Origin of the sequence: Corynebacterium glyciniphilum AJ 3170, from assembly GCF_000626675.1 — a bacterium.
In the GTDB taxonomy this organism is placed as follows: Bacteria; Actinomycetota; Actinomycetes; order Mycobacteriales; family Mycobacteriaceae; genus Corynebacterium; species Corynebacterium glyciniphilum.
In genome coordinates, this window is the sequence record NZ_CP006842.1 from 2541981 (window position 1) to 2562765 (window position 20785).

A 20785-nucleotide genomic window follows, 5' to 3' on the forward strand; every position below is an offset into this window, starting at 1 on the left:
TCAGCGACCACATCCGCGGTACCCTTGACGTCGCGAGAAACCAAAGTGGACAGGATCAGAAGGCTGCTGGGGACATGGCTGGCCCTTCCACTCCTAGTGGTAGTGCTCTTGGTCCCGACCAACTTATCGACGGAGCAGCAGAGCCTACTCGCGGTACTCGCCCTGGTCATCCTGCTATGGCTCACCGAAGCCCTTCCTATTCCAGTGACCGCACTCCTGGGAGTTTCGCTCTTGGTGGTCCTCGGAGTCGCTCCGGCAGCCGAGGTCTTCGGAGCGTTCGGTTCGACGACAGTATTTCTCGTGATCGGGGCATTCCTGATTGCTCGGGCGATGACCGTTCACGGCCTTGATCGCAGGTTCGCGCTGAGCGTCCTGTCGTTACCCGGAGTGGGGTACAGCACCTACCGGACCGCGCTCGCCTTCGGTGCAGTCGCGCTCGTGATCTCCGGGTTTATCTCCAGCTCCGCAACCGCCGCGATGTTACTACCGATCGGTATCGGAATTGCGAACACAGTCGGCAAAATCATCCAGGAAGCACATCCGGAAAAGACCATCAGTGAACTACGTTTCTCCTGCTTGGTCATGCTCAGCATCGCTTACGGGGCCTCCGTCGGAGGGCTTCTCACCCCGGTGAGCGGCCCTGCCAACCTCATTGGACGAGGCTTGATCGAGCAGCAGACCGGAACCACCATCAACTTCGTCGACTGGATGCTCATCTCTGTGCCCTACATAGTCGTTATGGGGGCAATCATGGCAGTGGTTCTCTGTCTCATGAATCGGCCCGAGGTACGCCATATCCCCGGAGGACAGGAGCTCTTTCGCGAGCAGCGTAGAAGTCTTGGGCGTATGAGTTTCGCCGAAGGAGTAGTCATAACCATCTTCGGCACAGTCGTCCTCCTCTGGATCGCGCCAAGTTTGGTCGATTTTCTGCCCTCACCACCGGAATGGGTCACTCAACTCAGCGACCATCTGAATGAAGGCGCACTCCCTGTGATCGGCGCGGCGCTCCTGTTCTGTATACCCGCCCGTCGAGGGGGACGGGAACCGGTCCTCTCCTGGCCAGACGCAGTGAAGATCGACTGGGGAACGGTACTGCTTGTAGGAGCAGGTCTCACCCTCGGATCGATGATGACCGAGACCGAGCTAGCCACGACGCTGGGAACCGGGCTGGCAAACGCAACCGGCGTGAGCACCACGTTTGCGCTCACGACACTTGCTGTCGTGTTCGGCCTCATTGTCTCGGAGACGGTCAGCAACACGGCGAGTGTGGGGATCCTCCTCCCCATCATCATTCCAATCGCAGCAGCAGCAAACATTGACCCGATGGTGCCTGCGATGGCTGGCATTATCGCAGCATCCTCCGGCGCCATGCTACCGATATCTACTCCACCGAACGCGATCGTCTACGGTTCCGGCATGGTTCCGATCAGCAGAATGGTGCGAACTGGTGTGATCTGCGACCTGATAAGTATCGTCCTGATTATCGGCGTTGCCATGACCATCATGTCAATGGTGTTCAGCTAGACATCGCTCTCACCCCGGTGCCCGCGCTTCGCATCCCGCTTCGTTTTCTCCGAGTGCACGTAACCCTGCACCTCGTCCCCGCGGTACTCGGTGCGGTAGTAGGCCTCGGCGGCGGCGTCCCGTCCCTCCCCGAGACCTGAGAGCATGGCGTTGTAGGCATCCAGGTCAGCTTCATTGTCCCGGTCAGCCTTACGGTCATAGCGGGCAGCCTCTTTTCTATCCTGCCGGAGCCACTGCACCGCATGAGCAGTACTGACCACCAACAACGGCAGTTCGCTAAGGCCCCACGCGATCGCGCCACCGGTGTGCTGCTGCTCCATCAGGTCCACGTCGAACGGCAGCTGCAGCGACAGGTAGTACGACTCCGCCAGCGGCTGCGCCATCTGCATCATCGCGATACCGAACCAGGCATGGAACGCCATCGAGGCCAGTGTCATCAGCAGTTTCATGAACGGACTGAGTTGGCGCGGTGCGGCATCCACACCGATGACCACCCAGTAGAAGAGGTAGCCGGAGATCAGGAAGTGGACCATCATGAACAGGTGGCCGGCATGCTCGGATGCAAGGTCGCTGTACAGGTCGGACAGGTACAGCGCGTAGAACCCGACGACGAACTGGAAGGATGCGACGATCGGGTTGGTGAGGAACCGTGACACCGGGTTGTTGATGAAGACCACCAGCCACTCGCGGGGCCCCTGCAGGCCATCCCGCCCAGCCGGGCGCAGGGCGCGCAGGAGCAGCGTCATCGGACCGCCCAACACCCAGAACACCGGGATGAGCATGGTCAGCGCCATGTGCTGCAGCATGTGCGGGGCAAACATTGCCATCGAGTACATACCGAGCCCCGAACAGGTGACAAAGATCAGCAACAGATTCCCCAGTGTCCACCACACCAAGCGGCTGGTCTTCCACTCCACGTTACGGCGGCGCAGGGTGATCCACGCCCACATGTACACCCCCTGGAGCAGCAACGCGATCGTGCCGAAGACCAGGTCGAACCGCCAGTTGATCAGCACCGCGGCGAGGCTGAAGGGCTCGGAAACGTCGAATCCCATGATCAGCTCGGCCGGGGTGATGTCCGCGAACACCTCCGCGGGCGGCGGGATGCGGGTCAGGGACAGGGCCACGCCCACCGTCGCCGCCATGACGAAGATCTCCACCAGGGCCAGCCGGACGAAGGGGCGTCGCCACCACGCCACGGTTGCACCGGTAACGGGGGCACCGAGCTTGGGGATCGTCGTCCGGCGGTGGGCGAAACCGATGGCCGCGAGAATAAGGGTCAAAACGGCCTTGGCGACGATCACACGGCCGTAGTCCGTGGTGAACCACTCGGCGAACGACAGTCGGATCCCCGCATTGATCAGACCGGACAGTGCAATCCCCACGATGGAGAAGAGCGCCACCACGCTGTACCGGCGGGTGATCTCCACCAGGAAGGGGCCACGGCGGGCCGCATGGGCGACCAACGCCATGAGGCCACCGATCCAGACCGCCGACAAGATGATGTGCCACAGCAGTGAGTTCACCCCGTAGTCGTGGTTTCCACCGGAGGCGGAATGCCCCTCCAACGCGACAGGGATCAAGGATGCGACTGCGATGACGAAGAACACCGGTTGCCAGATCCACCGTCGGGTCAGCAGGGACAGGACGGTGGCCGCCGCGGCGATTCCTGCAATCCACACCATCGCCTTCGCGGTCGAGACCTGGGCGATGGCGACGCCCCACATCGACGGCTGCAACGTGTCCTGCAGCGGCTGACTCGAGGCATCGGAGAGGTAGAGCGGCACCAGCAGCAGTGCGCACACGGCCCACCCCGCCATCGCCCACGTGCCGGTGCGGGACGCACGGAAACCGTCGAGGTCGAGGTAGCCGTCTTTGCGCGGTTGCGCACCGAAAGCACTCATCAGGAACGAACCGACGCCGAGGCAGGCCAGCACCGTGCCGGTCCCCCGGACCAGTGGCACGCCCCAGGACGTCACGGGGCCGGGATCCGGGATGCCGAGAGCAGCGAGCGACTGCCCGAGAAACGCATCGCCGATCACGGCGGCGACGAGGCCGGCCATCACCGCCGCGATGGCGTAAAGGGCGACCGGTGAACCGAGCCTCCCGGTCGATCGGGCGGAGGACTGGAAGTTCTCGTCTGGAGAGTCGGTGGCTGATTCGGTGGCTACGGCCGCGTCGGACATGCCCTGAACGTTACTAGCTGGAACCCCTCTACCCCGATTCCACGTCCCGGTGCCCGTGTGCATTACGATGACTACCGCAAGCCTCCGTAGCTCAGTGGATGAGAGCAACCGGTTTCTACCCGGTCGGTCGCGGGTTCGAATCCTGCCGGGGGCACCAAGAAAGGCCATTACCAGGCGTTGCACTGCCGGAGTGAACCTTCACCACTCTCAAATACAGTCGTCTTGTACTTGAACTTGTATTTGGCGTTCGGGAATCACTTGACTGCGCGGGGCTGGGGGCGCTCGATGCGGGCACTTGCGGCCATAGCCGTCAGTTGCGTGTAATCGGTGTAGTGCTTCGCCGCGACTGCCGCGCCGTGGCCGAGTTGCGCGGTGCGAGTCTCGACATCCATCCCCGCAAGGATCATCATCGTCTCCCGGGTGCGCCGCCACAGATGCAACCCGTGTTCCTCCAACTTGCGGATGCCGGTGGCTGTCGCGGCTCGGTCATAGAGATCGCGGAGAACCTTGGCAGAGTTGGACGCGTCCCAGATTCGAGACGGGTCAGCCGGTGCCCCAATCACATAGTCGTTCGGGGCGGGATCGCGCTCACTGCGGAGATCCGCGAGGTAGTCCTCGACACGGTAGTCGCTCACGAGGACGTCACGCGGGATCATCTGCCCAGCCACGCGCTTCGTGTGGGCCAGATGCACCACCGTGCCGTCCTCAGTGTCGGCGATGTCCGCCCACCGGACGTGCTGCAATTCAGTTTTACGGGCACCCGTGCCAGCGGCGAAGATGGTGAGGGTGATGGCGTTGCGTATCTTGGCGATACGGTCGGCAGCCCGGTACGGGCCACGCTTCGGCTCCGTGACCCCCTTCTTGGGGTCGAGGGCCAGGAACCAGGCCAGCGCCGTTTCGTACTCGTCGCGAGTCAGAGCCTCCTGGGTCTTGCCCCGGTCGATGCGCTTGTACCCGGCGATCTTGAGCTGTCGAGTGAAGGTCTTCGAGTCCATCGGATTCGGGTACCCACGCAATTCGAGAGGTCCGTAGACATGGTTCATCAGCGCGTTCTTGGTCTGGCGGGCACGCTCCGAACCGTGGAGCCGAGCAACCTCTTCGAGGCAGTCCTTCAGAGTGACACGAGCTCCGATTTCCGGCGAGACATCGGTGATGTCGCGGATGTTGAGGCCATTGAGACTGTTCGGGTGTCCCGGACAGGCCCTGTCATTGCAGATGCCGAGGGCGAGGTTCAGGACGTCCGAGTAGGTGCGCACCGTGCTGGGTGCATAGTCCTCGGCTTCAACCTTCGGGATCGAGACCGACTCGATGAAATCAGCGACCGGGTCGTCAGGCTTCCAGCGTCCCGTGACCTTACCGGGGCGTGTGGCCTGCCGCTTCGCCGCCGTGATCGCTTCACGAGCGTCGGCGATACGCCGCTCTGCCTCTTTGGCGGCGTTGAAGTGCGCCTCCGACTTCGTGCGGCCCGTCTTGACGATTCGAACGGCCTCTCCTTGGTCCTTGGGCAGCTTCTCGTCGTCGTCAGCCAGTGGAATCTTTGCCTTACAGGCAACCTGCCAGGTGCCGGACGCGGTGCGAGTCTCTCCCACCCGGTAGGCGGTGTGTTCTCCGACGGGGATCGGTGCTCGGGATGCGGTCTTCTTGATCTCTGCCATACCTAAATACTAGTTGGTATCAGGTTTGAATACCGCCGAACAGCAGGATTGAGCTGCCGCAGGGCTTGACGGGCTTCAATGAGCTGCTATAGTGACATGTAGATGGCCTCCCGTTACGGTGCGAGTCCCGTTTGTCGGCAACCCCGTTGTCGGCGATGATCCCGCATCGGCAGCCACCATCGCATAGGGAAATGCGCTGGGTGGCGAAAGCGAATCCCGGGGGATACACCGGCGGTACAGATTACCGTGCGGACGAAGGTTACGCGCCATGATGAACATCCCTTCCCAGGGAGATTTATCGTGCGCAATTCACGTTTCTCTGTGCGGGCACCCCGCACTACCATCATATCTTCCGATGGACTCGAGCGACTGTCGCTGAGACCCAGCGAGGCAGCACGCGTGATCGGGGTGACGCCCAAAACCCTGAGCAACTGGCGCGGACGAGGTAAAGGCCCCTCCTACGTCAGAGTCGGTCAACGCGGGATTTTCTACCGCATTGAAGACCTCGACGCATGGCTGTCATCTCAGGTCGTCGGCGGTGCGGCATGAGTCGCCGTCGCTGGCCGTTCACGGCCCAGATCGACCAGCCTGCACCGGAAGCGGAGGAGCACCCCGGGTGGACTCGTCGGCTTGTCAACGACAACCCTCGCGGTACCGAACGTGCTGAGTTCGTGGTCCTCGACGGGAGGGTCCTCAGGAGCACCAAAACGGCCTCACAGGCCCCGAAATCTGGGACGCTAGGAAATAGCGTCCCAACAACAGGCGACGTTTCCGCAGGTCAGGATACGGGGTCGAGTTCCACCTGGGGAACCCCAGAATGCGATCTTGACCCCGACCCCGCGGAGACGGGCGCGTCAGCGTTTGTCGGGGGTGGGTCGGGTGCTTCCGGTGTCGATGCTGTCGAGTTCTCCGAACTGCCCTCGGTCGCGGCGATGGTGTCGGGTCGTCGGGTCCCAATGGTGGGGTTCGACACGGAGTTCGCCACCGTCGACGGTGAGCGCGTCATCGCCAGCTACCAGTTCTGTGTGGTCGACCCCGACAACCCGGACCTCATGGTGCAGGTTGTGATACTGCCACTGTCAGGTCGACGGATCAGGATGAGCACTGCTCTCCACCAGGTGTGGCTGTCGGCGCGGCTGTGGGAGCATCCGACGGTGAAGGCCAAAGGTATCGGTCCTGATGGCGTGCCGGTCCCAACCGTCAGTGGTCCGAGCGCGACCGGGAACCAGACCCTCCTGGACGTGATCTACTCTCACGGCGGCGCGCCTTTCGTGCTGATCAGTCACTGCGGCAGCGCTGACATGACGACGTTCTGGGACGGTCGTGGTGAGCAGGACATCTTGACGCGCCTGACCAGCGCTGCAGACGGCCTGGTGACTTTACAGCCCGTGCGGGTCCCCCGCTACGACGTCAAGCGTCGACAGTGCACCCCTTTCACCCTCTCAGTCATCGACACCATGGCGCCGGCTCCCGCAGGTCAGAAGCCCCTGGCAGTGTTGGGTATGAACTGCGGTGTGCCGAAGTTGGCGGTGCCCCGTAGCCGCTTGAAGTGTTCTTCCTGCGGTGGGCGTCCGACGCACCTGGTGGTGAGCCGTTGGTCTGAAAACACTGCATGTGCACCACACGTCGACAATGTCGAGATGTCCTTGTTGCGGGCTGGGCTGTAGGTCGAGGAAATCATGAAGTTCAATCCGGAATACTACAACAATTGGAGGATCTGATGTACGAACCAAGGAAGACTCAACTGGATTTTTCTAGAGTCCCTCTGGGCTCCGAGGAATCGGACCTGGACGAGCGCGTGGAACTGGGAGCTGTCGAGGTGCAGTTCGACGAGCTGATGCAGCTCTACCGTGCCAACGGTGTGAGTCGAAATGACTATCTGGTGGCCCTGGCACAGGTGTACGCGTACCTCATGCCGGTTTTCGATGACGATGAGGCGTTGTCCCGCGATGCGATGAGGCAGATCGAGAACGGCCGCCAAGGGGTTCCGTCGCCCCCAGGCTTTGAGCTCGTGCTCCTCAACTTTGCGACCCCCCGCTACATGGTCGCACGGTTGGTCCTGTCCCGGGCCGAGTATCCGGATCAGTAGTGGTCAAAGCTCAAGCCAGTTCAGGTTAATTAGTGAAGGGATGTTATGACGATGGATAACGAGAAGCGGGTCGATGACGAGAAGGTCGCCGAGATGCAGCGTCTGCTGCGTGAAGGCGGAGAAGATGCTGTGACCCGGCGTTATGCTGCCGCTTCAGTTGCTTCCGATGAGTTCCGTGAGGCTCAGTGTCGTCGTGAGATTGTGCGTAAGAATATGGCCGAACGTCGTCAGATGGCGATGGAGGAAGAAGAGAAGCGTCAGGCCCGTTTGGCCGAAGAGCGTGCCAGTGCCGACAAGAAGGCTCACCACAACGCAGTGAACAGTGCTGAGGTCCAGGACAAGGGTGCCGAGGCCGAACAGGCCACGGTGAACAAGGCTGAGAAGGCCGGTAAGTCCGCAGATGGTTCTGACGTGACCAACACGGGTACCTCTGCGGAGACTGCTCAACTCGACAACCAGCGGCAGGCTGACCGTCCTGTCAAGGAGGTGGATCAGACACAGCGGTCGCAGTTCGACCGGCTCAAGGAGGAGTCGGAGCGCGAGGCGCAGCGTAAGCCGTTGTCTCAAGAACAATCGTCGAGCCTGCCTCACTGACCCCTGCGGCCTCCTTGCCATGGATAAGGCTCCGTACTTCTTTCGGTGGCGGGGCCTTTGTCGTGTTTGGATTGTCTGCAGTATTATCGAGGGCATGACAGATTCACCAGGTGCGGACAGAGGCAGCTTTAGGGACGACGCTCGATGGGCGAGGTCGGACGGATCCGGGTGGATACCCCTGGGTCGCTTCGGGGAGATCAACCCGGTTAGCGACAACGAGGGTGATGCAGGCAGGTTCTTCTTCTATGCGAAGACGCCTAATGGGGAGTACGCACGGGCGAAGGGGCCGGAGGTCACTGGCGGGGATGAATGCTGGCAATATGAAGTCGACCAGCCTTTCCATCTCAAAGACACATCTGGGAACTGTATTGAGGTGATCATCAGCCGACTGATTGGTGGACGGTACTCGGTTCAGTACAGGGACAGTGTCTGGCCCACCGATGAGGGCAGTGGAGCTTGGTAGCTTCCACCACTAGGCGGTGATGAAGTTCATGCTTGCGATGTAGGTCAACCGGACCATGACACCGGACTGCTTCATCGGCTCACCGACAGCAGTACCGCGCAACAGACGACCGTGGTCGATGTCGGTCGGCAGGAGCTCCTGTGGCCGGGTGCGGCGTGCCTTCTCGTAGCTCTGCGACTTGTTGCTCCGGTGGTCGATGGTGATGCGGGGTTCATCATGTTCACCGTCCCACCAGGCGGCGTCTTCGACCATCTGCTTCTCGGGCGCACCGCGCAGCAGAAGCACGGAGGGGAAGACCTCGCGCAGCTCAGTCATGCCGTCCGTGCCGTAGCGACGTGCGAGCTGGCTAGTGGACTGCACAGCAACCAGCAGGTTGACACCCACGGCACGTGCCTCGGTGACCACAGTGGGCAGCTTGGCCCAGGGCAGCGTGTTACACAGCTCATCGACCACCAGCAGCACGCGGGGGAGCTTGACGTCCTCGGTCTGGTTGGCACGCCAGCGCTTCGAGATGAAGTCGACGACACCGACAGCGGCACCGGCGGCCACGCCGGTGGCCGGTGCGACCATGAACAGGGACGCATGGGTGTGTTCGAGCAGCGCCGCGATGAAGGGACGTGAGCCGTTGCCGAACACCGTTGACTTCATCCAGGGCGACAGTGCGGACTCCATGGTGATGCCGATGGAGTCGCGCATCTTCTCATCACGCTCGATCGCCGCCTGCAGCTTGCTGGCCAGGGTCATCTCCTGGTTGTCCTCGAGCGTGACAACAGCACCCTTCCAGCTCGGCCGGAACTCGACGCTGGCGTCCGTGTTGTCGGGGTCGAACTCCTGGGAGAGACGAGACTCACGGCGTCACGGACCCACTGGATGCCTTCGCTACGGATGGATGCAGCCATGATCAGTGCGGCCAGTGGACCGGTGGACACACTCTCCCAGAACGAGTCACAGCCGGAGGTGGAGCCACCACCTGCACCGGCGGCACCTGCCTCCATGAGGATCGTCGCCATTTCCAGGGCGTCGTCTGCGGTGTTGACCAGGCTCACCGGGTCAACGTAGACCTTCTCGGCACCCTCGGGAACCTGATTATCGGGGATCTCACCGGAGAGGTCGATGATGTAGGTGCGACCAGCGCCGCCTAGTTGTGATATCCAGGCAGGTTGTTGTCGATCCTGCTGATGGGTGGGGCTCCGATTGCGGAGTGATGCCTGTGATGATTATAGAAGCGCAGCCAGCCGGGGAGGGCTTCTCGCCGTGCGGTCTCTGAGGGATAGAGCTTCGCGTAGGCCCAGCCGTCGGCGAGAGTGCGGTGGAACCGCTCGATCTTTCCCTTGGTCTGTGGGCGGTAGGGGCGGGTCTTCTTCGCCGTGATTCCAAGTTCTGTGCAGGCATCCCGCCAGGCGTGCGACTTGTAGGCCGAGCCGTTGTCCGACAGGACACGCTCGACGCTGACGCCACGGTCGGCGAACCAGGGTACAGCACGGCGCAGGACGCCGATCGCGGTCTGCGCTTTCTCGTCGGCATGGATTTCGGCGTAGGCGACGCGCGAGTGGTCATCGATGACGGTGTGGACGAACGCGGTGCCCAGCCGTGGCTCGTAACGGTGGTTCCTGCTCTTCATGCGGGTGGCGGTGGCCTCCCGGTTGCGCTCACCCTGAACACGACTGACGAACCGCCAGCCGCCGCCATCGGGGATGTTGCCGAACTTCGTGACATCGACGTGGATCAGCGACCCAGGGTGGTCGTACTCGTAGCGGCGGATCGGCTCGCACGTGACCCGGTCAATCGCGGAGAGCCGGTTGAGGCGGCAGCGCACCAACACGGCGTGGACGGTCGAGGCGGGAAGCCCGAGCTCACCGGCAATCTGCACCGGTCCCAGTCGGCATCGCCACCTTGCCTTCACGATTCGTTTGACCTGCGGAAGTGGTGTCTTCGTTGGTATCGACCGTGGGCGGCTGGATCGATCGGCCATCCCTCCCGTGCCTTCGGCGCGGAACCTTGCCGCCCATTTGCGGGCGGTGACGGGCAAGACCATGAACATCTTCGCCGCGGCCGACGGCGGCCAGCCATCCTCGACGATCAAACGCGCCAGTCGACGTCGAGCGCGCGGGGTCAGGGCAGCGTTAGCGTGGGACACGAGGGCCCCCTGGTTCGTGAAGCGGTTGAACTCGACAGCTCCACTTCACAACCGGAGGCCCTCACCTCTTAGCTCTTCACGACCGTGTCGCCGAAACAACGTCCCTGGACATCACAAACTGTGCCTTCGAGTGGTTTCACACCACCGGGACCGTACACATGGATATAAGCTGGACACCAATCAATGAAGAACGACACGACAGGGAGACAGACGATGACAATGCAAATGAGTGAGATCGAGATCGAGAAGGAACTCGCTGAGATCGACAAGCGCAGGGAAGAACTCACACGCGCTGTTGAGGAAGCGATGAAGCGGGAGATCGCTACGTTCTACGGCGCGGTGGTCAACGAAGTGCTTGCGCAGAACGCGGGCGACACCACAACAGTCACGGAGGTCGTCGAGGTCGCTAAACAACGGTACGAGGACGCGAAGCGACAACGTGAGGAAGAGGAAGCAGAGGCAGAACGCAAGCGTGCTGCGAAGGCCGAGAAGTCGCGTCTGACGCGTCAGCGCAACAAGGAGAAGAAGGAGCAGGAGAAGGCCGCTGCAGAGGCGGAACGCTCGGGCCACGACAGTGGAACGCAAGTGCCACAGCAGGGGAACGCTAGTGGGTACGGTAGCGGAACGCAGACCCACGACAGTGGCTACCAGAACCGATAACACTCTATTCTCTGACCCCCTCGATGATTGAAAGTTGATCATCCTGGGGGTTTTTCTATGCCTGTCTCTGGTGGGTGCACTTCCCACCAGAGGGTGCACAGCAGACGAGCGATGACCGTCAGGTCATTGTTCGTCGGAGGTGCCTGGGAGAAGCCTCGGACAGGGCGTACCCGGTCGGCTCCGGGACCGGGTACGGATCAGGCTTCTGTCGTCTCAGAGAGGCTGCCTGATGCTAGCGGTAGCGACGGAACGCGCAGCCTCGATGGCTCGTAACGACCCCGAGACATGGCTATGGATCGGGGTCGTTACGGCATTGCTTTTCCGGGTTCCTAGGGGGCGGAGACAGCCACAACGAGCGCTAGCGAGGGGTGGTTGTCGTGAGCCCCGTAGACGGCTGCCGAAGAACGAGCGCTAGCGAGAGATGAGGGTACCTAGTTCGTATGCGCACGGAGTGTGCATACAACTAGGCAGCTGGCCCTTCTGTTACCGAATCTGATACGATAAAGACACAGCATCCGATGCGAAGCGAGGAGACGGTGTCGGATCAGAGGAGGTGGCGGACGATGACTGAAGCGAAGCGGAAGTCACGGGTCCCAGCGGGTAAGGAAACGGACGTGCGAAGCACAACGGTTCCGTCCCGCTGGGACCCGTCGGAACTGGCCCAGTTGGACCGCGTAGCGGGCCGACTGGGCCTGGGCCGATCGGCCGTATTGCGATCGGCAGTTGACGCGCTCGACGCGGCAACTGACGGTCGCCGCAGCAGCCGTGACGAAGGAACGGTTGCTGCCGACGACGGGTACGTTCCGACACCGGAGGAACTCATTGCGAACTCTCCCGTCGCTCCCATCGAGCGTGAGCGAGTGGAGAAGATCAGTGATCTGGAAGATCAACTTCGACGCATCGGCGTGAACCTGAACCAGCTGACACGCAACTCCAACTCGAAGGCAAACGTCGATGCCGAAGCTCTTGACGAAGTACGTGACGAGTTCGCCAATCTCCGCAACATGATCAGCTTCTGGGTGCACGTAGCGTGAGTGTCCTTGTTGGCTCGCACGTGAAGCGCGGCAACATCCGGGGCTGGGTGAAGTACTGCGCACGCCTGGATCTCGATGATGAGGCACGGGCAGAGGCTGTACCGGTCGTTGTCTCCAACATCGGTGAAGGCATGGACATCGCCGACAACATGGAGACACTTCTTCGTGGGACCACACGCACCAACGGCGGAGAGTCGTTGGTGCTGAGCTTCCCCGCACACGAGATGGACGTCAACAACCCCGAGCACCAACAACAGGTTGGTGATCTCGCCTACGAGGCGGCCCATCGTTTCGCGCCGAACTGTCCTATTGCTGCGTTTGTACACACCGACAGTGACGGCGGGAAACTGCACGCACACATCTTCATTGGCAACCACGACAAGCAAACGCATCTGTCGAATCAGCGCAACATGAAGATCACGCATCTGCGTAAGATCAACGATCGTCTGATGATCGAGAACGGTCTCGAGGTCTGCACACCCGGCAAGCGGACACGCTCTAAGACCTGGGCTGATATTCGTGTCGAGCGTGAGCAAGCGGCGCAACGCGACGCGTCGAACGCCGAGCTTCTCGCGGCTAATCCGAACGCGAAGCTTGAGAAGGCTCCTGTACGTTCCGTGAACACCCCAGAAGACATCAAGTCGAGGGCGGATGTTTTCGAGTACTTGTCCGGGGTTATTGCGACGGAGACATCTATTCAGACCACTGCCCGTGAAGAGGGCCGGTCCTCCACCCCAGTCATACCAGAGTCACTCAAGAAGCGGCTACGGCTGTACGGGGTCTCTATGGACATCAAGCCGGACAACGGTCACGGACACACGATCACCTACGCGGCAGTGGACAGCAACGGTAAGCCGATCAAGGTCGATCCCCCGGCGGGATCCAAGCGCAAGTCTCAGATCCGTGTCGTGGCGAAAGACTCGAAGATGGGTACGGACTTCACCTACGACGGTCTTGTCCAACAGATCGAGAAGGAGCATCGTGAGTTCCGTCTCGACATCCACAAACTCGGTGACTCGGAACAGGACTTCCTCGAGACGCACTACGGCGTGGAGACGGCGGATGATCTGAACGAGGATCAGCTCGAAGAGTTCAAGCGTCAGTTCGATCGGGGTATGTACTACGCACCAGCTACCTCTGCCCCCGTGGGTACGCAACACCATAAGGCCGTGCCTGCTGCCAAACCGGTGCAGGCACCTGCGGTCGATGTGGACCTGGAACCGGTTGTGGACGATGACGAGGGCCTCATCATCGAAGAGGATGACGACAACCTGATCATCGACGATGATCGGGAACCGACTCCACAGCCCGTCCGGGCTGAGGAGAAGGACGAGAAGAAGGTCAGCACACCGGAGGTCAGCAAGGAAACTGTGGAGACGCAGGAGGCTGCACAGCAGCCGAATGAGTCGCTCAAGGAGCAGCAGCGACGCCACCGTGATGACGACGAGGGCACCACCCAGGAGCGTCAGAAGGAGCAGGACAAGCAACCGGAGCAGGTCGCACAGGCTGCAACACAGCCAGAAATGTCGGACTGGATGAAGGAGCGCGTTGCTCAGGGTCAGCGGCACGAGCAGAACTTCGAGAAGCCGGTGGAGCCTGCGGTCCAGTGGAAGGATCTGCACAACGGTCCTCTCAAGGGCAAGGGATACCCGCCGCGTGGACACCGTTTCGTGGAGACGAAGACGGGCTTCATCAAGACGGAGAAGCTCACTGAGGTAGAGCAGGCACAGGAGTTGGTCGAGGCCCAGGACACGTACGCCGAGGTCAGATGGTCAGGGAATCAAGGTGCTGCACGCTTCACCAAGCAACGTCTTGAGAAGGCGTACACGAAGAGTGAGTTGATGATCGGCGAAAAGGCGAAGACGATGACCCGCGAGCAGCGGGCGCTGGCGATCCTGGATAGCAACGACGGGCGATTCGGTGGAGGCGGGCACCCGAAGGGCGGCGGTCGCTCGATGATCGACCGGACGAGCAAGAACACCGGACGCAGCACCAGCCGGTCCACGTCCAGGGACATCACCGACTGACACCTCGGCACCGAAGGTCCAGGCACACGCAAAAACCCCGTCAGGAGCAATCCTGGCGGGGTTTCGTGGTGCTGTGGGTGTCGGTGTCAGTCTTCGAGCTTGAGTGACCAGTACGCCTGGTCCGGTTCCATAGAACGGGGCAGGTACGACACACTGACACCGGTGAGGTCATCGGGGACAGACTTCACCTTCTCCTTGCCGCTGGCGTCCGGCACGAAGCAACTTGTTCGAGTCTGAATTCGCTTCTGTTCCTCCCGCTCGGCAGCAGTTGGCATGCCCCCCCCCCCCGCATTTCGAGATACTCCTCTTCGGTACGAGGGAGGATCTCCGGGTGGTCCTCACCTGGATTTACCCGTACAGCGCCGGACTCGAGCATATCGAAGTCGTTGACGTAACCGTTCCACTGGGGCTGCGTCGTTGGCTCTGAAGGGATGGAGTCGAGAGCATAAAGCTCATCATCAGTACCCTTATTCGGGTCGTCTATGATTCGAGCAGTGATGTCGTAGCAGAGGTAGACAGCATCAAGCTGGGCTTTTGAGTCAGGATGATCCTCCGGGGCATCCGGGTCAGGTTCAGTCATGGTCTCGACCTTGCGCAGGTTATCGATCGTGATCCCGTACTTGAAGGCGTTCTTGCCGAACTCTGTGCGCCCGTCGTCGTACTCATACTTCTCGCCACCCGTGAACTCGACCTCGTCACCGGCATAGTGCAACGGAGCATCGAGTTCCTTGACCCGGTCTTCGGGCTTCGAGCCACCGTGACCGCCGTTGTCCTTGCTGTCTTCGCCACTCTCAGCACGGGCGTCGTCGCCGGTCAGAGCACCGACACCACCGTCACCGGTGGAGTCGTCGGAGCCACAGGCAACAACTGCGGTGGTCGCACACAGTGCAATGGCGGTAGCCGCGACGGTGCGGCGGATGGTTCGGGTCTTCATGATTTCTCTCCTTGGTGGTGAATGTCGGACGTTTAAAATGCAGGGAAACCAGGGGCTGCCTATCCCACATAGCAGCCGTACGAAAACATTGCGATTGCGGCCAGGGTGATCAACATGCCGACGTTCTTGTCTCGACGCAGCTTGTAGACCTGCGGGAGCGTCTTGACGGTGATGGGCACTGCCTTGGTACTGACGAATCCATCACGTACCTCGACATGGGTGAACCCAGCGTCCCATCGGTTGTACTCAGCGACAGCCTGGTGGTACTTGCGACTTTTCTTATTCCATTCGGCGATACCAAGGAGGAACAGGAATGTGCCTCCGAGAATCCATTCTGACGGGGACATAAATGTCCTCCCTTCCTTCTATGTGGCTAACCCCACTGCACGCCGCCAGGCAGCGTCGAGGGGTCGGATGCGGGCGGATAGATCTGCACACTGGCGTTGTTGCCACCTGTGCAGATGACGTTCGGCCCCATCGCAGAGCACGTCATGTCGTAGGTCTCACCGGTCGCCTCAGAGGTTGCCGTGACCACGGCATCGAGGTTGCCGGTGGCGATGTACTGGTCGATCCAGGCGTTGTAGACAGCACGGGCGAACTGGTCCGAGGTGGTCTGGGTCTGCCCACTGTTGGTCGTCCCGGCACCGAAGTTCGGGTAGTCCGCCTTGGAACGTCCAGAGGTCGCGGGACCGGTACCACCAGAGGTGTCGCCAGTAGCGGCTCCTGTGGCACCGGGAAGTGGCTTCCAGTCGATGTCGACCGACTTGGCAACCAGGTCGGCAGGAGCATTTGCGTCCGCCGGTGCCGGAGGTGCTGCAACCGGGTAGGTCCAGGACTGCCCTGTCTTGCGGACCGCTCCGTTGTCGATGGTCCACAGGTCCATCGTCATCTCGGTGTCCATGGACTGCCTCAGCGAGAACAGGATGCCGTCGTCGTCTTTGCTGGCGGCGAGCTCGTAGCGTCGCCCTCCTGCACCTGGCAGACCGTCGGCGAACTTCCCGGTCGTGACACCGTCTACAGGAACTTCGGTGCCGCTGGTGTCGTAGACCGACACGTCATACAGCGACTCTTGCCCTTCTGCCGGTGTCTTCAGCAGCAACTCCGGATCGCCGTCTGAGGTGATGTCCACCAGGACGTACTGCGAGCCTGCAGGGGCCGCGTCAAGGACATCGGCGTAGGCGTCAGACAGCTCACCGGAGTCACCGTCCTGCGTGTCACCGGGCGAACCCGCCCCGGTGGGCTGTGGCTGCGCTTCATCCTGGGTGGCTGTTGCCGATGCGGTCGATGCCAGTGCGTCGGGTTCATCGTCGGAACCACCGGAACCGCACGCGGTAACCGTGGTCAGAACCAACGTCAGAGAACCGACAACCGACATACGAGCAAGGTTGTTTCGGAGCATGGGAGTTCCTCTTGGAATATGGATGCCGAAGGCTTTGAGTATGCTGCCGTGAAACTAACAGCTCGACAGCATAATAGCTGGTCAGTTCCGTAAAACTACCCCCAAATTTCACCCCGTATGGTAGGTTAACCTGTGCATATGGGACGGCTCTTTTCACTGTGAGGTTAAAGCCCACGAGGCAGTGGCGTATATCACACAGGAAACCGGGGGAATTGTTCTCGCCAGGGGTCAGCGTAGAACAGGTCAGACGGCGGTAGATGGTCAGTGGGGAGTGTTCCCCGTTGCCGTGCATGAACGGCCTTCAGGACCAGTGTTCAGGGGTAGAATCACCCCATGAGCTACCTGAACCCAGAAGAGAATCCATCACCCTTCTTCGTCAATGACGAGCACAACGGCAATGTGTCGATCATCAGCAGCACGGGGGACGTGATCACGAAGATTTTCCCGGCCTCCGGTCTGCCGTATGTGCTGCACTATCTCAACGGCGGGACGGACCCGAAGGCGGTCAGCGAGTTCGAGAACGTCTCTCTGGCAGAGGGATAGTGCCTCGCTGCCAGTTCATCTAGTGGTTGGCGAAGACCCACACGTTGTAGTCGGGAGTGTCGATCACGGTGTAGCCCTGGGCCAGGTCAGCGGCGTAGCGCTCAAGGTCGAAGTACTGTGCCACGTCGTCTGGCACACCGATGAACATTCCGGTATCGCACACGATCCCATCGGCGTAATCGGTGAAGTTGGCGTACTCACCGGCAAAGAAGCCGAAGAACTCGTCACGGCCAGGAGCCTCGACAGGGGTGCTGATCCACTGGTCCTCGATCCAGGCGAGGTAGGCGCCACGCCACTGCGGAGTGATCGCCTCGATGACTTCTGCCCAGGCTGTTGCTGTCAGCGGGTCCATTTCCGGGCTACCGGGGATGGTGGGTATGTTCTCGTGGTCCATCACCCACAGTTCCTCGTGGTCGGTGGGGACACCGTGGATGTCCTGGGGCAGAACGTTGGCGGCGTCGATGGCGTCGTACCAGTGGCCGACAAGCTCACCGTCGTTGTAGCAGGAGAGGCAGCCGACCCAAGCGCGGGGCGTGATGGTGTCGGTAGCAGGGTTGAACGTCTTCATGGGGTGGACCTCCCGGGGTCACTAGACAATCATTCAATTGTCTTCCCGGGATCGGCACCGACGATCCTTGATGAAAGGGGGCGGGGAAACAGTGTGCTCTTTGAAGGACAGGTGGTAGGACGCACACACCGCGATAGCCGAGGGGATGCCCCGGACAGCCGATGGTGATGACCGTTCAGTCTGCGAAGCGCCAGCAGGTTACAGCCAGACCGTACCCTGCTAACAGCAACTGCATCCCCGTTACCTTGATGGTGTCCCCCGTAAGCTCGGGGGCAGGTCACTGGCCTTGGTATGGCTGATTCGCCCTGTTGTTCTACACAATGATCCGGGGGGTGTTGCCGCCGAGGTACCAGGACGCACGCTGACGGCTAATAGGGACGCGGCTCACCGGCTTTCGGGTGCGGTGAAGTCTCTTCGTAACGTGGGTGCCCGCACCGAGTGTCCGACCACCACCAGTGATCTTCCACCACAACCACATACCAACCTCCCCCGAGGAGGGGATGACCATGGAAGACACCACCATCTACGGCGTCTACCTCGGACTCGACGTCGGCAAAACCGCCCACCACGGCTGCGCCCTGACCAGCAGCGGCACCAAGATCTACGACAAAGCTCTACCCCAGGACGAAACCAGCCTGCGCACCGTCTTCGACGAGCTCACTGCCCATGGCAGTGTGCTGTTGATCGTGGACCAGCCCAATACCATCGGTGCCCTGCCGATCGCCGTAGCGAGGGCCTGCGACTGCGCGGTTGCCTACCTGCCCGGCCTGGCGATGCGTAAGGCAGCTGATCTGTACCCCGGACAAGCCAAGACCGATCCGCGGGATGCGTTCATCATCGCTTGCCACCGCCCGTACGATGCCGCATACCCTGCGTGCGGTGGACCGCAATGCTGAGGTATTTTCCGCGCTGAAGATGCTGTCCGGACTCGATGACGACATCGCCCGGGACGCCACCCGCACGATCAACCGGCTGCGCAGCATCCTGGTGCAGATCTACCCGTCGTTGGAGCGGGTCTTCGCCGGTGAGATCATCCAGCGAACATTCGTCCTGGACCTGCTGATCCACTACGCCGGGCCCACGAAACTGAAGAAAATGGGCAGGAAGCGGGTGCTAACCTGGGCCCGAAACCACGCCAAGAAAGACCCCGAGGCCCTGGTCGACGCCATCTTCCAAGCCCTGAACGCCCAGACCGTCACCGTGCCCGGCACCGCCGCAGCAGAAGTGGCGATCGAAGATGCTGGCGACCAACATCAAGGCGCTGAAAACCCAGCGTGACAGCATCGCCGGGCAGCTCGAGGAGATGCTTGATGACTTCCCTCTTTCCTGGAGCCAGTTGCAGTCTTGATGTCGATGCCCTGGGTCGGCATCAAGACCGCCGCCAACATCCTGCTGTCTGTCGGCGACTGTTCCGACTTCCCCGATGCCGCCCACCTGGACCCCTCAGCCGGCATCGCCCCGGTGACCAGACGGTCCGGCACATCAATCCGTGGGGAGTTTTCCGCCCGATCCGGCAACAAACGGTTGAAGAATGCCCTGTTCAGATCCGCCTGGATCGCATCGAACTGCCACGACGCTTCCCGGTCGTACTACGCCAAGAAACGGGCCGAGGGTAAGCGTCACAACGCGGCCGTGATGTGTCTGGCCCGCCGGCGGTGCAACGTCATCTTCGCGATGCTCACCCGCGGGGAGTTCTTCCGGGAGTTGCCACCACGGGCCACCGCGGAGGCCACTGCAGCCTAGATCGCTGAACTGAGCCCCTGCTGTCCGTCCCACAGGCGTCGCAGGCCCGGAAGCAACCGGGCCCAACACCTACGCCACCATGTTCGAAATCAAGCTACAGCTGGTGATCACGAAGGACCGAAGAGCCTACGGTCCAGGGGTTGACAAAGTACATAGGGACACCCCCCTCAGCGCGTGTTCACAACCTCACGGGAAACTACATCTAGAGACTGTCGATCAGTTCGCTGCAGCGGGGAAATACCGTCTCGTTGTCCCAGCGTGCCCACGCCGGGGCTCCCGAAATGCCGAAGCTGCGTTTGAGCCACCGGTCGGCACCGTCATAGCGAGGGTTGAAAGGTGTCCGACCATGAGCGGCACAGTGGTTGTCGACCACGACGACGTCGCCGGGGGTGAGTTCGATGTCCTCGGATACCGACTCAAGCGCTGTGATGAGGTTTTCAGCTGCCCGCTGAGCGTCGTCGTCGATGCCCTTCGTGGTGTGGGAGTTGAATCGCAGGTACCACCGATCGGCGGTGCGTCGCAGTACCTGGTGCGGATGGGTGTTTCTTGCAACCCCGTCGCCGCGGGTGAAGGAACTCGGAAACCCGCTAATGAACTTCGGTTGCTGCAGGATCTCCAGGTCCTCTGGGGTGAGCAGGTCGACAGCGTGGGATGCTTCGGCGACACGGGTCCGTGCCTGACGGTCGTGGTCGACCCGCAGTCCAATCAGGATGAGGTAGTCGGGGCGAAACGGGTGGTGGACGTTCTCGGTGTGAAACTCGAACTTCACCGAGCCCGTGTTCTCAGCACGAGATTCCTCGCCCTGCACCGGTCGTATGTTGTGGAAAAGACGACCGTCTTGTTCATCGGCGTACCCGCAGGGCTGACCGAGGGCAGAAACGATGGTTTCCAAGGTCTGATCGGTTACCGGGGTCTCCGGAAAATCCTGTGGTCCGGTGGGAGTCGCTGGCAGCTCGTCGTCGATTGGTGCTCCCGTGAGGAAGGTGAAGGCTGGGCCGTGCCCAGCTTCCCGGCGGGCTCGGAAATCCGAGACTGTCTTGAACAACGTGTCGGTCTGTGTGGTGGTCATGCTGTGTCCTTACCTGTGGTGTGGGGTGGGGTCTTCGCAGAGCATGATTGACAGATCAGGCGGTGGAAATCTGTCTGAAATGATGCTGCACCAGCAGGCTAACGTAGTAGGCGCTACAGCGACACCGTTAGAATTCGTTGTAAGCAGAAGTTCACTAAGT

20 protein-coding genes, 1 tRNA gene and 1 pseudogene are annotated in these 20785 nt (G+C 61.2%); 12 read left to right on the plus strand and 10 right to left on the minus strand.

What is annotated here, in order from left to right:
- Positions 1-45 precede the first annotated feature (45 nt).
- On the plus strand, positions 46-1524 hold the full coding sequence (locus CGLY_RS11815) for an SLC13 family permease (protein ID WP_227590262.1): 1479 nt from the start codon (positions 46-48) through the stop codon (positions 1522-1524).
- Here the strand turns inward: CGLY_RS11815 and CGLY_RS11820 are convergent.
- Complete coding sequence (locus CGLY_RS11820; RefSeq protein WP_038549664.1) at positions 1521-3710, minus strand: cytochrome c oxidase assembly protein; 2190 nt, start codon at positions 3708-3710, stop codon at positions 1521-1523. The two genes, CGLY_RS11815 and CGLY_RS11820, sit on opposite strands and share 4 nt — an antisense overlap.
- Positions 3711-3790: 80 nt before the next feature.
- Between CGLY_RS11820 and CGLY_RS11825 the strand changes: the two genes are divergently transcribed.
- Positions 3791-3867: transfer RNA gene (locus tag CGLY_RS11825), tRNA-Arg, on the plus strand.
- Positions 3868-3964: 97 nt separating this feature from the next.
- On the opposite strand, the gene CGLY_RS11830 is transcribed toward CGLY_RS11825, so the two are convergent.
- A complete protein-coding gene (locus CGLY_RS11830) occupies positions 3965-5365 on the minus strand; it encodes a site-specific integrase (RefSeq protein WP_038549666.1) in 1401 nt (466 codons plus the stop codon).
- A 408-nt stretch (positions 5366-5773) separates the two neighbouring features.
- Here CGLY_RS11830 and CGLY_RS18105 point away from each other — a divergent pair, with 408 nt between their 5' ends.
- The 5 genes from CGLY_RS18105 (at position 5774) to CGLY_RS11855 (ending at position 8511) form a co-directional block, all read left to right on the plus strand.
- Positions 5774-5914 (plus strand): helix-turn-helix transcriptional regulator, encoded by a 141-nt coding sequence (locus tag CGLY_RS18105; RefSeq protein ID WP_407080795.1) that lies wholly within the window; start codon positions 5774-5776, stop codon positions 5912-5914.
- Between the two features lie 410 nt (positions 5915-6324).
- On the plus strand, positions 6325-7032 hold the full coding sequence (locus CGLY_RS11840) for a hypothetical protein (protein ID WP_144313680.1): 708 nt from the start codon (positions 6325-6327) through the stop codon (positions 7030-7032).
- Between the two features lie 53 nt (positions 7033-7085).
- Positions 7086-7454, plus strand: a complete 369-nt coding sequence (locus CGLY_RS11845) for a hypothetical protein (protein WP_144313681.1) — start codon at positions 7086-7088, stop codon at positions 7452-7454.
- 51 nt (positions 7455-7505) lie between these two features.
- Positions 7506-8048 (plus strand): hypothetical protein, encoded by a 543-nt coding sequence (locus CGLY_RS11850; RefSeq protein ID WP_144313682.1) that lies wholly within the window; start codon positions 7506-7508, stop codon positions 8046-8048.
- A 94-nt stretch (positions 8049-8142) separates the two neighbouring features.
- The gene (locus CGLY_RS11855) at positions 8143-8511 is read left to right on the plus strand and encodes a hypothetical protein (RefSeq protein ID WP_144313683.1); all 369 of its coding nucleotides are present in this window, start codon (positions 8143-8145) and stop codon (positions 8509-8511) included.
- Between the two features lie 9 nt (positions 8512-8520).
- Here CGLY_RS11855 and CGLY_RS11860 read toward each other — a convergent pair whose 3' ends face one another.
- The 3 genes from CGLY_RS11860 to CGLY_RS11870 all read right to left on the minus strand — a co-directional run bounded on the left by CGLY_RS11860 (position 8521) and on the right by CGLY_RS11870 (position 10648).
- Positions 8521-9255, minus strand: coding sequence for a TraM recognition domain-containing protein (locus CGLY_RS11860; RefSeq protein WP_038549677.1), 735 nt, complete (start codon positions 9253-9255; stop codon positions 8521-8523).
- The gene (locus CGLY_RS11865; protein WP_038549679.1) at positions 9252-9557 is read right to left on the minus strand and encodes a hypothetical protein; all 306 of its coding nucleotides are present in this window, start codon (positions 9555-9557) and stop codon (positions 9252-9254) included. Before CGLY_RS11865 ends, CGLY_RS11860 begins: the two co-directional genes overlap by 4 nt.
- Positions 9558-9649: 92 nt before the next feature.
- Entirely contained in the window at positions 9650-10648 is a 999-nt protein-coding gene (locus tag CGLY_RS11870; RefSeq protein WP_081803908.1) for an IS481 family transposase, read from the minus strand.
- A 225-nt stretch (positions 10649-10873) separates the two neighbouring features.
- Here CGLY_RS11870 and CGLY_RS11875 point away from each other — a divergent pair, with 225 nt between their 5' ends.
- The 3 genes from CGLY_RS11875 to CGLY_RS11885 all read left to right on the plus strand — a co-directional run bounded on the left by CGLY_RS11875 (position 10874) and on the right by CGLY_RS11885 (position 14369).
- Positions 10874-11308 carry a hypothetical protein gene (locus CGLY_RS11875; RefSeq protein WP_038549681.1) on the plus strand — a complete coding sequence of 145 codons (435 nt, stop codon included), beginning with the start codon at positions 10874-10876 and terminating at the stop codon, positions 11306-11308.
- Between the two features lie 614 nt (positions 11309-11922).
- Entirely contained in the window at positions 11923-12342 is a 420-nt protein-coding gene (mobC, locus tag CGLY_RS17570) for a plasmid mobilization relaxosome protein MobC (RefSeq protein WP_158407391.1), read from the plus strand.
- The gene (locus CGLY_RS11885) at positions 12339-14369 is read left to right on the plus strand and encodes a relaxase family protein (RefSeq protein ID WP_144313684.1); all 2031 of its coding nucleotides are present in this window, start codon (positions 12339-12341) and stop codon (positions 14367-14369) included. Before mobC ends, CGLY_RS11885 begins: the two co-directional genes overlap by 4 nt.
- A gap of 184 nt (positions 14370-14553) precedes the next feature.
- Here the strand turns inward: CGLY_RS11885 and CGLY_RS11890 are convergent, their stop codons facing one another.
- From CGLY_RS11890 to CGLY_RS16810, 3 genes are read right to left on the minus strand one after another with little or no spacing between them, the layout of a single operon-like run.
- Positions 14554-15303 carry a hypothetical protein gene (locus CGLY_RS11890; protein ID WP_038549687.1) on the minus strand — a complete coding sequence of 250 codons (750 nt, stop codon included), beginning with the start codon at positions 15301-15303 and terminating at the stop codon, positions 14554-14556.
- A gap of 59 nt (positions 15304-15362) precedes the next feature.
- Complete coding sequence (locus CGLY_RS11895) at positions 15363-15650, minus strand: hypothetical protein (RefSeq protein ID WP_038549697.1); 288 nt, start codon at positions 15648-15650, stop codon at positions 15363-15365.
- A gap of 26 nt (positions 15651-15676) precedes the next feature.
- On the minus strand, positions 15677-16702 hold the full coding sequence (locus CGLY_RS16810; protein WP_052540133.1) for a hypothetical protein: 1026 nt from the start codon (positions 16700-16702) through the stop codon (positions 15677-15679).
- A gap of 333 nt (positions 16703-17035) precedes the next feature.
- Here CGLY_RS16810 and CGLY_RS11905 point away from each other — a divergent pair, with 333 nt between their 5' ends.
- Positions 17036-17245: a hypothetical protein gene (locus tag CGLY_RS11905; protein ID WP_038549700.1), complete on the plus strand. Its 210-nt coding sequence runs from the start codon at positions 17036-17038 to the stop codon at positions 17243-17245.
- A 19-nt stretch (positions 17246-17264) separates the two neighbouring features.
- On the opposite strand, the gene CGLY_RS11910 is transcribed toward CGLY_RS11905, so the two are convergent.
- Entirely contained in the window at positions 17265-17813 is a 549-nt protein-coding gene (locus tag CGLY_RS11910) for an antirestriction protein ArdA (protein WP_052540134.1), read from the minus strand.
- A 506-nt stretch (positions 17814-18319) separates the two neighbouring features.
- Here CGLY_RS11910 and CGLY_RS17180 point away from each other — a divergent pair.
- Positions 18320-19556: pseudogene (locus CGLY_RS17180) on the plus strand (IS110 family RNA-guided transposase).
- 202 nt (positions 19557-19758) lie between these two features.
- On the opposite strand, the gene CGLY_RS11925 reads toward CGLY_RS17180, so the two are convergent.
- Positions 19759-20625, minus strand: a complete 867-nt coding sequence (locus CGLY_RS11925; RefSeq protein WP_052540135.1) for a TauD/TfdA family dioxygenase — start codon at positions 20623-20625, stop codon at positions 19759-19761.
- Between the last annotated feature and the right edge of the window lie 160 nt (positions 20626-20785).

What these genes read in the sequence shown, in the direction of transcription:
- CGLY_RS11820 (WP_038549664.1), bottom strand. Translation starts at nt 3,710, where the DNA reads ATGTCCGACGCGGCCGTAGCCACCGAATCAGCCACCGACTCTCCAGAC.
- CGLY_RS11830 (WP_038549666.1), bottom strand. Translation starts at nt 5,365, where the DNA reads ATGGCAGAGATCAAGAAGACCGCATCCCGAGCACCGATCCCCGTCGGA.
- CGLY_RS11845 (WP_144313681.1), top strand. Translation starts at nt 7,086, where the DNA reads ATGTACGAACCAAGGAAGACTCAACTGGATTTTTCTAGAGTCCCTCTG.
- CGLY_RS11850 (WP_144313682.1), top strand. Translation starts at nt 7,506, where the DNA reads ATGGATAACGAGAAGCGGGTCGATGACGAGAAGGTCGCCGAGATGCAG.
- CGLY_RS11855 (WP_144313683.1), top strand. Translation starts at nt 8,143, where the DNA reads ATGACAGATTCACCAGGTGCGGACAGAGGCAGCTTTAGGGACGACGCT.
- CGLY_RS11860 (WP_038549677.1), bottom strand. Translation starts at nt 9,255, where the DNA reads ATGACCCTGGCCAGCAAGCTGCAGGCGGCGATCGAGCGTGATGAGAAG.
- CGLY_RS11875 (WP_038549681.1), top strand. Translation starts at nt 10,874, where the DNA reads ATGAGTGAGATCGAGATCGAGAAGGAACTCGCTGAGATCGACAAGCGC.
- CGLY_RS11890 (WP_038549687.1), bottom strand. Translation starts at nt 15,303, where the DNA reads ATGAAGACCCGAACCATCCGCCGCACCGTCGCGGCTACCGCCATTGCA.
- CGLY_RS11895 (WP_038549697.1), bottom strand. Translation starts at nt 15,650, where the DNA reads ATGTCCCCGTCAGAATGGATTCTCGGAGGCACATTCCTGTTCCTCCTT.
- CGLY_RS16810 (WP_052540133.1), bottom strand. Translation starts at nt 16,702, where the DNA reads ATGCTCCGAAACAACCTTGCTCGTATGTCGGTTGTCGGTTCTCTGACG.
- CGLY_RS11905 (WP_038549700.1), top strand. Translation starts at nt 17,036, where the DNA reads ATGAGCTACCTGAACCCAGAAGAGAATCCATCACCCTTCTTCGTCAAT.
- CGLY_RS11910 (WP_052540134.1), bottom strand. Translation starts at nt 17,813, where the DNA reads ATGAAGACGTTCAACCCTGCTACCGACACCATCACGCCCCGCGCTTGG.
- CGLY_RS11925 (WP_052540135.1), bottom strand. Translation starts at nt 20,625, where the DNA reads ATGACCACCACACAGACCGACACGTTGTTCAAGACAGTCTCGGATTTC.